The organism is Pseudomonas sp. K5002 (assembly GCF_013386655.1).
In the GTDB taxonomy this organism is placed as follows: domain Bacteria; phylum Pseudomonadota; class Gammaproteobacteria; order Pseudomonadales; family Pseudomonadaceae; genus Aquipseudomonas.
This window is the reverse complement of sequence record NZ_JACARK010000585.1, coordinates 1-10,987: the sequence shown is the minus strand read 5'-3', so window position 1 is coordinate 10,987 and position 10,987 is coordinate 1. Positions and strand designations below refer to the sequence as shown.

Sequence of the window (10,987 nt, the reverse complement as noted above, 5' to 3'; positions counted from 1 at the left end):
GTAAGAGCGGAACCATAGGCCGCCGTTACCCAAATAACGGATATGCCCCTCAAATCCCCCGCAACGCCAAAATCGCCAGATACAGCAGCACCACCCCACAAGCCCCATAGCTAACCCTCTGCCACATGGGCGAAGCATTCCGCCGCAGCAAGTTGACCAACCCCGCAATCAAAAAACACGACAACACCGAAGCCAGCATAAACCCCGCAAAAAACATCAACGTCTGCCCATGGCTAGGCGCCGCCCCGACTATCCCCGATAACGCACTCCCCAGCGCCCCCCAATAGACAATGTTCTTCGGATTGGCCAGGGAAATCGCCGCCCCCACCACCAGCGCATTCTGCCCGGACCTGGCCGGCGCACTCCCGGCCTCTGGCAAGTGCCAGGCATCCATCAGGCTGCGAATCCCGAGCCAGGCCAGATACAGCCCACAAACGGCCGTCAGCGGCACCCGCACCGACTCATGCTGGATCAACAACGCCATGCCCGTAAGCCCGATCACCGCCCACACGGCATCGCCCACCAGCGAACCGATCTGCACCAACAACGCAGGGGCAAACCCCTGCAACAGCCCACGGCGCAGCGTCTCCGCCAGCACCGCCCCCGGCGACAGGCAAAACACAAACCCAAACACCAGCGCCGAAAAAAAGATCGTCAACATGCCTGCCTTCCTTCAAGTGATGGCCGGCATTTTAGGGAAGGGTGTGTAAGTCGTCTTGAACCAGATTGCGCTTTTCAGCCCTTGAGCACGCGTTGATAGCGCCCCGGTGTGATCCCGTAGGCCGCCCGGAAATGCCGATTCAGATGGCTCTGGTCAGCAAACCCCAAGGCATGGGCAACCTGCGACGCCGCAACGCCTGAGCGCAACAGCCCCTTGGCGCGCCGGGTACGCAGTTGCATCGCCCACTGGCGTGGACTCAGCCCGGTTTCTTTCTGAAAAGCCCGCAGCAGATGGAATTTCGACAGGCCCAACTCGTCACCAAGGGTCTCGAGTGCCACCGCCTGGTGCAGGTTTTCAGCCAGCAATTCCTGGGCCTTGATCACCAACCCGCGTCCCACCGCAGTGCTGCCAGGCAAGCGGACGCCGCTGCAACCGACGACTTCGCCGAGCAGCACCACCAGGGCTTCCTCACTCAGCTCCCGGGCCAGCGGATCGACACTCAACGCACCTTCAATCGCCCCGGCGAGTTTCATCGCCAACGCCGGCTGGAAGCACAGCGAACGGTCGAACTCCAGGTGCGCCAGGCCCAGGTCAGCCGCCAATTGCTCGGCAGTCGCATACAAGCTGACAAACCGCCACGGCTGCCCTTCGGCCGCGCCTCCGCCTTGAATCTGCCCCGGGTTGTACAGGGTGATGCTGCCTGGGCCGGCCTCGAAGGTGCGACGATCCAGCCACACCTGTTCCTCGCCGAGCAGGTTGACGCCGATCACGCATTCATCATGGCTGTGGCGGGCAAATGTCAGGCCGGTGCAGGTGGTGCTGCTGACTTCGTAGTTGCCCAGCCAGGCGTGCTGAATGGAACTCATTGAGGGGGCTCGCTGTGACCGTTGCCCGCGAGCATACGCCGGAAAAGGGCTTCAGATCGACTACTCGCCCGGCTCTTCGGTTACAGCGTGGCGATGCGATCAAGCTTGGCCTTGATTTCGATGGGGCTGAGGCTGGCGAACGGAATCTCGAAAAAAGCCCGGCAGCGCCGTTCAATGATTTCCAGGGTGGCGCGGAACGCGGCGTCGACCTGGGCTTCATCGCCTTGAACATCCGACGGGTCCTCCAACCCCCAATGCGCCTTGAGCGCCGGGCCGAAATACACTGGGCAAGCTTCTCCAGCAGCCTTGTCGCACACGGTGACGACGATGTCCGGCGGGCTGCCTTCAAAGGCGTCGTTGCCCTTGCTGTACAAGCCTTCCGTGCTGATGCCGGCGGCTTTCAGCGTGGTCAGGCTGCGTGGCAGCACCTGGCCCTTGGGGAAACTCCCGGAGCTGATGGCCTGGAAACCGTCCGGCGCCAGATGGTTGAACAAGGCTTCCGAAAGAATGCTGCGGCAGCTGTTGGCGGTGCACATGAACAGGACTTTCATCAAGCGAACTCCGTCAGAAACTCAGGCGCAAGGCCAGGGCGGCGAGGGTGATCAACAGTACCGGCAGGGTCAGCACGATCCCGACCTTGAAGTAGTAACCCCAGGTGATGGTGATGCCTTTGCGTGCCAGGATGTGCAGCCAGAGCAAGGTCGCCAGGCTGCCGATAGGGGTGATTTTGGGGCCGAGGTCGCTGCCGATCACGTTGGCGTAGATCATCGCGTCCTTGACCACGCCCACGGCGTGGCTGGCCTCGATGGAGAGCGCGCCGATCAGCACGGTTGGCAGGTTGTTCATCGCCGAAGACAGCAGCGCGGTGAGCACACCGGTGCCCAAGGCCGCGCCCCATACGCCATAGCTTGCGAAGGTGTCGAGCCAGGTCGCGAGGTAGTCGGTCAGCCCGGCATTACGCAGGCCGTAGACCACCAGGTACATGCCCAGGGAGAAAATCACGATCTGCCAGGGCGCTTCCTTCAGCACCTTGCGGGTGGAGATTTTGTGGCCCTTGGCGGCGATCACCAGCAGTAATATGGCGCAGGCGGCAGAAATTGCGCTGATGGGAATGCCCAGCGGTTCCAGGGCAAAGCAGCCCACCAGCAGGATGCCCAGCACCCACCAGCCGGCGCGGAAAGTGGCGCGGTCGTGGATCGCACTGGCAGGGTCGTCGAGGTCGGCCGGGTCGTAGGTTTGCGGAATGTCCCGGCGGAAAAACCACAGCAATACGGCGAGGGTCGCGGCGACGCTCACCAGGTTCACCGGCACCATCACTGCGGCGTATTCGTTGAAGCCGATCTTGAAATAGTCGGCCGAGACGATGTTCACCAGGTTGGAGACTACCAGCGGCAGGCTCGCGGTGTCGGCGATAAACCCGGCGCCCATGACGAACGCCAGGGTGGCTGCCGGGGAAAAGCGCAACGCCAACAGCATCGACATCACGATGGGCGTGAGGATCAGCGCCGCGCCGTCGTTGGCGAACAAAGCCGATACCAGCGCGCCCAGCAGCACCATGTACGCGAACAGTCGCCGACCGCGCCCACGGCCCCAGCGCGCCACATGCAAGGCAGCCCAGGCGAAGAAGCCCGCCTCATCCAGCAGCAGGCTGATGACGATCAGCGCGACGAAGGTCCCGGTGGCGTTCCAGATGATGTGCCACACCACCGGGATGTCGGCCAGGCTGATAACCCCGCACGCCAGGGCCAGGATCGCGCCCATCGTGGCGCTCCAGCCCACGCCCAGGCCCTTGGGCTGCCAGATGACCAAAATGATGGTGAACAGAAAGATAGCAACGGCAACAAGCATGAAAAGCTCTCCGCAGGATCAGCAGCAGGCGCTGGCCCGTTGTGGTCGGTCACCCATGGTTTCCAGACGCTGGGCGTCTGTTTTTAACCAGGCTTGGTTGGCTTGCAGGGTGGTGTCGAGCACTGCCGTCACCCACTCCGGCAAGGCCGGGTTGAGGCGGTAATAAATCCACTGGCCCTGGCGACGGTCCAGCAGCAACCCGCAACTGCGCAGTTGCGCCAGGTGTCGGGAGATTTTCGGCTGGCTGTCGTCCAGAGCATGGATCAATTCGCACACGCAAAGTTCGCCTTCACGCAGGATCAACAACGTCAGCCTGGCGCGGGTGGCGTCGGCCAGGCATTTGAAGACGTTGGGCGGGGAGAAAAGATCTGACATGGTCAGTGCCTTGATACATATGGAAATACGAATATGCGGATTACCATATATATTAGTCAAACCTTGTTTCGATTGACCTGCGTCAAGTGCCCGACAATCGATGACAAGTGGTTGAAATTAAACTGAAACACAAATGTCCTAAAGTGCCTGCCCATTGGTGATGAAGGAAGAAAACGTGTGACCCGTGCCACTCGCAACCTGCGCAAGACCCTGGATTCCGTCGCGGACAATAACGAAACCGCGGCGTTTGACCTGATGCGCGCCGTCGAAAAGCTCAGCGATGAAGTGCTGCGCCAGCGCCTGCTCAATACCATCCACCGGCTCAACCAGGACGCCCACGAACTGCGCGAAGCCCGGGACGCGGTGGAGCGGGTGTCGGTCAAACTGGCTTGAGCACGATCGTTCAAGACAATCCCTGATACCGCTGGCATGCTTGTCGACTGACTGTCGATGAGCTTGTTGTGTATGCCTAACGCTCTGCCTCTGAATGCCTTTTCCCGTGGCGCGATTGCGATCATTCCATTGTCCCTGGCGTGTGCGCCGTGGGGATTGCTGGCCGGTTCGACTGCAATTGATGCCCAATTCACGCCGCTGGAAGCCCAGGGGCTGTCGACCATCGTGTTTGCCGGTGCCGCACAATTGGTGGCCATCGGCATGGTCAAGAGCGGCGCCAGCCTGATTTCGATCCTGCTGACCACCTTGCTGCTGACCTCCCAGCATTTGCTCTACGGCATGCACATGCGTCCCACGCTGTCGCCGCTCAAACCACGGTGGCGCATGAGCCTGGGCTTTTTGCTGACCGACGAATTCTTCGCCCTGGTCAGCCAGTACGACCGCCAGACCTTCAATCGCTGGTACGCCCTGGGCGTCGGCCTGACGTTCTATATCATCTGGAACGTCTTTACCTTCGCCGGCATCGTGCTCGGCAAAAGCATTCCCGGGCTGGATCAACTGGGCCTGGAATTCTCGATCGCAGCGACCTTTATCGCCCTGATCACCCCGGTAGTGCGCGACGTGCCGACCATCGTCTGCGTAGCCGTGTCGTTGCTGTGCTCGGTTTGGCTGAGCTACCTGCACTGGGAATCGGCGGTGGTGGTGTCCGGTGTGTTGGGGATGAGCGCAGGGTTTGCCTGCAAGCGGCTGGGAGTAGGGCAACAATGATCTTCGTGATGATTTTTGGCATGGGCCTGATCGTGTTTCTCAACCGCTACCTGTTTCTCGAGCCGCGCCTGCCGGTGCGCCTCAATCGCGGGGCGCGGGAGTTTCTCGGGTTTGCCGTACCAGGGATGCTCACCGCCATCTGCGGCCCGATCATTTTCCTGGCTGATCACAAGCTCAACCTGAGTGTGGGCAACCCCTACCTGCTGGCCGGAATCAGCGCCGTGGCGTTGATGTTCTGGACCCGTAGCGTGCTGATCACCGTGTTGCTGAGCATGGCGCTGTTCTATCTGTTCCGCTGGCTGCTCTGACCAACAAACTCCTGCTGCGGGGGGAGCAAAACCAAGGCAAAAAAAAGCCTGCGGGAGGGCAGGCTGGAAGGGAGACTTCTTAAAAATGAGCCTGCCGACTATAGGCGGCGAGGTCTTCCTTCACAGTGAAACAAAGTTCATGAATCTGTCAGCTATTCGATAACCGGGGCGGCGGCTTTCTTGTTGGCTTTCGCCTCGGCCGCCAGGCATTCCAGGGCAAACTGCTCGGTGTAGGTCATCTGGATCGGGGTGCTTTCGCCCTTCACGGTGCGCTCGCCGTCAAGGATGTAGCGGATGCGCTTGTCGGTCACGCCGATGCGTTTGGCGATCCACGAAGGCGTCTGGCCGATGCAGCTGATCAGCTTGTCGGCGTAGTCGGTGGAGGGGTTGTAGCGCTCGGCATTGGGTGTCATGGGGTTTCCGGGTAAAAGCGGGTTCGTAAGTAGGCGGCAGGGTGACGCAATAATCCTTCGGTGTCGCCTGCTAATGGTACAGTCGCGTTTTTTCCAAGGAAGCTTCGGTATGCGGATGGTGGTAATTGGCGCTTTGGTCCTGGCATCGCTGGCCGGTTGCGCGGGCTCGAAGATGAAAGAGGCGCGTACCGGCGCGCCCTACAAAACCCTGGCCTCGGACAAGGCTCCGCTGGTGGTTGCCCAGTGCATCCAGTTCGGCTGGCAGGATGAAGCGGTGTTCGGGGTGGATGCCGGTGGTTTCATGGAGCCTGCACAGGCTGGTGGCTTCACCATCTACACCACGGCAGGTGACTATTTTGTCGACGTGCGCAGTGCCGGCGCCGGCGCCTCCGTCAACTATTACGCGGCCCAGGATGACTATCCGGCCAAGCGCCGCCTGGCGGCACTGGCGACCTGCCTGTAATCCATTCCGTTAGAAAAGTTCAGAAATGCCCTGCGGACAGTCCCGCAGGCATTGTTTTAGTATTTTCCCGCTCACCCGGCGTGACGGCTCTTTACCGGTACAGGGATGTCGAGGCCGGAGCGCCGGGAGGGCAACTGTTTTCTAGCGGGGCATGTACCCCAGGTGCCAGCGCCGCGGAATCTTCAGCGACACCAGCCCCAACAGCGCCGACAGCACCCCGCTGACCAGCAGCGCACGAATCCCCATGTGGTGCTCCAGCAACGCACCGATCACCGCACCCACAAACATCCCGGCCCACGGGATCAGTTGCACGCGCCAGCCGTTGCGGCGTTCACCGAGGATCCAGCGGCCCAGTCCGCGACCAAAGCGTGACAGCGCCCCGGTGACATAGGTAAGCCCCACGGGCAACCCGTTCACTTCTTCGACGGCGGCATTCAGCATGCCCATGGCGATGATCGCTGCCAGCAACGCCGGCAATTGATCGGCGAACGGCCAGGCCGCAGCCCCGCACAGCAGGGTGGCGATGCACAGCAACAGGGGCAGGGCGTGGCGCCGGCTGACGCGGCTGACCATCACGCCCAGCGCATTCCCGGCGATAAACGTCGCCACCAGCAGTGTCAGGCGCCCGGTAAGGCCCAGGTCGCCTTCGCTGATCGCCACGGCGAGGCGCGTGGTGTTGCCGCTCATGAACGACACAAAATCCCCGCTGGCCATGAAACCAATCGCATCGGTCATGCCCGCCAGCACGGAAAGGCTGGCCACCAGCAGCAACCCGACACGCCCGCGCCATTTGTGGCGATGCAGCAAGGCGGCGTTGGTGTAGGGCTTCAGGGATGAAGGCAGCATGGGGCCGGGTTCCTCGGTGAGATTATCCGGCCACTACCGTAGGGCGCTTCGTGCTCCGCTGCAATGACTTGGCGCACTTACAGGCGTTCGGCCAGTTGCTCCAGAAACATCGCCAGCCCGACTTCCTCGGCTTTCAAGCCTTTGCGCACTCGGGGCTTGGGCAGTTTCGCCAGTTCGCCCAGGCTGAAATGCTCCAGCACCGCCGGGTGGATGTAGCACTTGCGACACACCGCCGGGGTATTGCCCAGTTGCTTGGCAACGTTCTTGACCATCTCCACCACATGTTTCTTGGCGTCGGATTCCGGCTGCCACTCAAGCTCGCGCAGCACTGCCAGCGCCAGGGCGCTGCCGGCCCAGGTGCGGTAGTCCTTGGCGGTAAAATCCGCGCCGGTCAGGGTGTGCAGGTAGGCATTCACATCGGTGGAACTGACGGTATGGCGCTCGCCGTTCTCGTCCAGGTACTGGAACAGGTTCTGCCCCGGCAACTCCAGGCAACGCTTGATCACCGTGGCCAGGCGCCGGTCCTTGACGGTGATCTGGTGCTCGATGCCGCTCTTGCCGCGAAACTGGAACAGGATCTCACTGCCCTTGATATCCACATGGCGGGTGCGCAGGGTGGTCAGGCCGTAGGAGCGGTTGTCGCGGGCATATTGGGTATTGCCGACGCGGATCAGGGTGGCGTCGAGCAGCAGCACCACCGTGGCCAGGACCTTTTCCCGATTGAACCCTGGCGCCTCGATCTGTGCTTCCAACTGTTTGCGCAACTTGGGCAGCGCGCTGCCGAACTGTTGCAGCCGGGAGTATTTGTCGGTGTCGCGCACCTCGCGCCAGCGCGGGTGGTAGCGGTACTGCTTGCGCCCCCGGGCATCCCGCCCGGTGGCCTGCAGATGGCCGCGCGGGTCGGCGCAGATCCACACATCGGTATAGGCCGGCGGCACTGCCAGTGCGTTGATGCGTTTGATTTCGTCGGCATCGGTTATGCGTGTGCCGTCGGCCTTGAAGTATTGGAATTTGCCCCGCAGCTTTTTGCGGGAGATCCCGGGCTGGGTATCGTCGACGTAATGCAGGTCGCGGGGCAGGTCGGCAAGCAACGCAGGATCGGGCATGGCGCAAATTCCTTGGCAGGTATTTCTGATTGACCGCAGGGTTTTGCGGTCGTGCCAACAAGTTTGCTCCCCCATAGCAGCTGTCGGGCAGTCAGGCCAGTACCGCCACCGCCTTGATTTGCGCCCACAGCGTCTGGCCGGGATGCAGCTGCAACTGGTCCCGCGAGTAACGGGTGATGCGCGCCAGCAGCGGCGTGCCGGCGGCGTCCAGGCTTACCAGCACGTGGGCTGCGTTGTCCGCCGGGATTTCCTGGGTCACCGTCACCGGCAGGCGATTGAGGATGCTGCTGTGTTCCTCGGCCTGCAGGCTCAAGCTGACGTCCCGCGCCTGGATCTTGAAACGCAACTGTTTGCCCAGCGCCAATGGTGCATGGGCCACGCGCATCTGCAATTGGCTCGCGGGCAATTGCAGGGTGAGCAACTGGTAATGCTCGTCGTAGGCGCAGACCGTTCCGTTGATCACCACGCCGGCGTCGTCGCCCAGGGCCATGGGCAGGTCAAGCCGGGCCAGGGTTTCGCCGATGGGGCCGCTGGCCAGGGCCTTGCCGTCACTGAGCAACACGATGTGATCAGCCAGGCGCGCCACTTCGTCCTGGGCATGGCTGACGTACAGCACCGGAATCTCCAGTTCGTCATGCAGGCGTTCGAGATACGGCAGGATCTCGCTTTTGCGTTTGCTGTCCAGCGCGGCCAACGGTTCATCCATCAGCAACAGGCTCGGGCTGGTGAGCAGGGCGCGGGCGATGCCGATGCGCTGGCGCTCACCGCCGGAAAGGTGCTGCGGATGGCGGTCCAGCAGGTGGCCGATGCCCAGCAGCTCGGTGGCGTGGGCCATCTCCACGCGGCGTTGCTGGCGCGGGATGCGCTTGAGGCCGAACTCCAGGTTGGCCAGCACCGACAAATGCGGGAACAGGCTGGCTTCTTGAAACACGTAGCCCAGGGCGCGTTTGTGGGGTGGCACGAACAGTCCTTTGCGGCTGTCTTGCCAGACCTCGTCGTTGATCTGCACGAAACCCTCATCAGCCCGCTCCAGCCCGGCGATGCAACGCAGGCAGGTGGTCTTGCCGGAGCCGGAATGGCCGTACAGCGCCGTCACCCCGCGACCGGGCAGGTGCAGGTCGACGTCCAGGGCAAACCCGGAATACTTCAGTTGCAGGCGTACCTCGATCATCGACATCAGCTCCAGCCCGCCTTGGTTTTACGGCTGGAGTAGAGCGCCAGCAACACCAGGAAAGAAAACACCACCATGGACCCGGCCAGCCAGTGGGCCTGGGCATATTCCATGGCTTCGACGTGGTCGTAGATCTGCACCGAGACGACCCGGGTCTTGTTGGGAATATTGCCGCCGATCATCAGTACCACGCCGAACTCGCCGACGGTGTGGGCAAAACCGAGAATCGACGCGGTGATAAACCCTGGGCGCGCCAGGGGCAGGATCACCGTGAAAAAGGTGTCCCAGGGATTGGCCCGCAAGGTCGCGGCCACTTCCAGCGGGCGAGTGCCAATGGCGGAGAAGGCGTTTTGCAACGGCTGCACCACAAACGGCATCGAATAGATCACCGAGCCAATCACCAGCCCGGCGAAGCTGAAGGTCAGGGTGCCCAGGCCCAGCCATTGGGTGAACTGGCCGAAGTAGCCGTTGGGGCCCATGGTCAGCAGCAGGTAGAAGCCGATCACCGTGGGTGGCAACACCAACGGCAAGGCCACCACCGCGCCAATGGGGCCGCGCCACCACGAGCGGGTGCGCGACAGCCAGAGGGCTATCGGAGTGCCGATGATCAGCAGGATGACCGTGGTCAGCGACGCCAGTTTCAGGGTCAACCAGATCGCGGAAAAATCGGCACTCGACAGCGGCATTTACAGCTCGTAACCGTAGGACTTGATCACCGCGGCGGCTTTCGGACCTTTCAGGTATTCAACCAGGGCCTTGGCGGCGGCGCTGTCCTTGCCCTTGTTGAGGATTACCGCGTCCTGCTTGATCGGGTCATGCATCGACGACGGCACGATCCAGGCCGAACCGCTGGTGACTTTGCCGTCCTTGTAGATCTGCGACAGTGCTACAAAACCCAGTTCGGCGTTGCCGGTGGAGACGAATTGATAGGCCTGGGTGATGTTCTGGCCTTCAACGAGCTTGTCCTTGACCTTCTCGGTCAGGCCTTCCTTCGCCAGCACCTGGGTGGCGGCCAGGCCATAAGGCGCGGCTTTCGGGTTGGCGATGGACAGGTGCTGGAACTGGTTTTTCTTCAGCACTTCGCCCTTGGCATCGACGTAGCCTTCCTTGGCCGACCATAGCGCCAGGGTGCCGACCGCGTAGGTGAAGCGCGAGCCCTTGACGGTGTCGCCCTCGGCTTCGAGCTTCTGCGGGGTGGTGTCGTCGGCGCTGAGGAACACTTCAAACGGCGCGCCGTTCTTGATCTGGGTGTAGAACTGGCCGGTAGCGCCGTAGGCAGCGACCAGTTTATGGCCGGTGTCTTTTTCAAAGTCGGCGGCAATCGCCTGGATCGGTGCGGTGAAGTTGGCAGCCACGGCCACCTGTACTTCATCGGCATTCGCCGAGGAGAAGGCAAACGCGGCGATCAGGGTAGCGAGGGCCGTGGGGGCCAGGCGTGAGGCGCGAATCATCATCAAGAAGCTCCTTGGGGTTTGCGGCTTGTTATAGGCAGAGGGGTCTACCGCTATGTATGGGAATATATAGCGGTTGGCCACTGCCGGTACAGCGCAAAGTTGTCCCGGGAGTTCAGGTTCAGCGTCGGCCGAGTTTTTCCAGGGTTTGCGCAGCCAGTTGCAGCGTCAGGTCATAGCTGGAGATGTCTTTGCCGAGGCGCAGCGCCTGGCCCGACCACAAGTTGCTGAAGCCGGCTTCGTCCTTGGCCTTGAGCGGCATCAACGCACCGCCGGACAGCGGGAACGCCGGCGCCGTGGGGTTGATCGCGCCCAACT

At 61.9% G+C, this 10,987-nt stretch carries 15 protein-coding genes and 1 pseudogene; 4 read left to right on the top strand and 12 right to left on the bottom strand.

Features of this window, described 5'->3' with window-relative positions; translation table 11 throughout:
* Positions 1–49 precede the first annotated feature (49 nt).
* The 5 genes from HX846_RS24065 to HX846_RS24045 all read right to left on the bottom strand — a co-directional run bounded on the left by HX846_RS24065 (position 50) and on the right by HX846_RS24045 (position 3,750).
* Entirely contained in the window at positions 50–661 is a 612-nt protein-coding gene (locus HX846_RS24065) for a LysE family transporter (RefSeq protein ID WP_178966224.1), read from the bottom strand.
* Between the two features lie 74 nt (positions 662–735).
* Entirely contained in the window at positions 736–1,527 is a 792-nt protein-coding gene (locus tag HX846_RS24060; RefSeq protein WP_178966223.1) for an AraC family transcriptional regulator, read from the bottom strand.
* An 80-nt stretch (positions 1,528–1,607) separates the two neighbouring features.
* Positions 1,608–2,078 carry an arsenate reductase ArsC gene (locus tag HX846_RS24055; protein WP_177020088.1) on the bottom strand — a complete coding sequence of 157 codons (471 nt, stop codon included), beginning with the start codon at positions 2,076–2,078 and terminating at the stop codon, positions 1,608–1,610.
* Positions 2,079–2,091: 13 nt separating this feature from the next.
* Positions 2,092–3,375: an arsenic transporter gene (locus tag HX846_RS24050; RefSeq protein WP_003212605.1), complete on the bottom strand. Its 1,284-nt coding sequence runs from the start codon at positions 3,373–3,375 to the stop codon at positions 2,092–2,094.
* Between the two features lie 18 nt (positions 3,376–3,393).
* The gene (locus HX846_RS24045) at positions 3,394–3,750 is read right to left on the bottom strand and encodes a metalloregulator ArsR/SmtB family transcription factor (protein ID WP_003212604.1); all 357 of its coding nucleotides are present in this window, start codon (positions 3,748–3,750) and stop codon (positions 3,394–3,396) included.
* A 177-nt stretch (positions 3,751–3,927) separates the two neighbouring features.
* Between HX846_RS24045 and HX846_RS24040 the strand changes: the two genes are divergently transcribed.
* The 3 genes from HX846_RS24040 to HX846_RS24030 all read left to right on the top strand — a co-directional run bounded on the left by HX846_RS24040 (position 3,928) and on the right by HX846_RS24030 (position 5,219).
* Positions 3,928–4,143: a hypothetical protein gene (locus HX846_RS24040; protein WP_003212603.1), complete on the top strand. Its 216-nt coding sequence runs from the start codon at positions 3,928–3,930 to the stop codon at positions 4,141–4,143.
* Positions 4,144–4,215: 72 nt separating this feature from the next.
* Complete coding sequence (locus HX846_RS24035) at positions 4,216–4,911, top strand: AzlC family ABC transporter permease (protein WP_003212602.1); 696 nt, start codon at positions 4,216–4,218, stop codon at positions 4,909–4,911.
* Entirely contained in the window at positions 4,908–5,219 is a 312-nt protein-coding gene (locus HX846_RS24030) for an AzlD domain-containing protein (protein WP_008432487.1), read from the top strand. The genes HX846_RS24035 and HX846_RS24030 overlap by 4 nt, the downstream gene beginning before the upstream one ends.
* Positions 5,220–5,371: 152 nt before the next feature.
* Here the strand turns inward: HX846_RS24030 and HX846_RS24025 are convergent, their stop codons facing one another.
* Positions 5,372–5,632, bottom strand: coding sequence for a hypothetical protein (locus HX846_RS24025; protein ID WP_178966222.1), 261 nt, complete (start codon positions 5,630–5,632; stop codon positions 5,372–5,374).
* Between the two features lie 109 nt (positions 5,633–5,741).
* Here HX846_RS24025 and HX846_RS24020 point away from each other — a divergent pair, with 109 nt between their 5' ends.
* Complete coding sequence (locus HX846_RS24020; protein WP_087693907.1) at positions 5,742–6,095, top strand: hypothetical protein; 354 nt, start codon at positions 5,742–5,744, stop codon at positions 6,093–6,095.
* 141 nt (positions 6,096–6,236) lie between these two features.
* On the opposite strand, the gene HX846_RS24015 is transcribed toward HX846_RS24020, so the two are convergent.
* The 6 genes and pseudogenes from HX846_RS24015 to HX846_RS23990 all read right to left on the bottom strand — a co-directional run.
* A complete protein-coding gene (locus HX846_RS24015) occupies positions 6,237–6,941 on the bottom strand; it encodes a YoaK family protein (protein ID WP_177067374.1) in 705 nt (234 codons plus the stop codon).
* 77 nt (positions 6,942–7,018) lie between these two features.
* Positions 7,019–8,047, bottom strand: coding sequence for a DNA topoisomerase IB (locus HX846_RS24010; protein WP_178966221.1), 1,029 nt, complete (start codon positions 8,045–8,047; stop codon positions 7,019–7,021).
* Positions 8,048–8,138: 91 nt separating this feature from the next.
* Positions 8,139–9,224 carry a molybdenum ABC transporter ATP-binding protein gene (gene modC, locus HX846_RS24005; protein WP_178966220.1) on the bottom strand — a complete coding sequence of 362 codons (1,086 nt, stop codon included), beginning with the start codon at positions 9,222–9,224 and terminating at the stop codon, positions 8,139–8,141.
* The gene (gene modB / locus HX846_RS24000; protein WP_003212595.1) at positions 9,224–9,904 is read right to left on the bottom strand and encodes a molybdate ABC transporter permease subunit; all 681 of its coding nucleotides are present in this window, start codon (positions 9,902–9,904) and stop codon (positions 9,224–9,226) included. The genes modC and modB overlap by 1 nt, the downstream gene beginning before the upstream one ends.
* Positions 9,905–10,672: a molybdate ABC transporter substrate-binding protein gene (gene modA / locus HX846_RS23995; RefSeq protein ID WP_102604918.1), complete on the bottom strand. Its 768-nt coding sequence runs from the start codon at positions 10,670–10,672 to the stop codon at positions 9,905–9,907.
* Between the two features lie 118 nt (positions 10,673–10,790).
* A pseudogene (locus tag HX846_RS23990) lies at positions 10,791–10,987 on the bottom strand (nitronate monooxygenase); the annotation flags it as partial.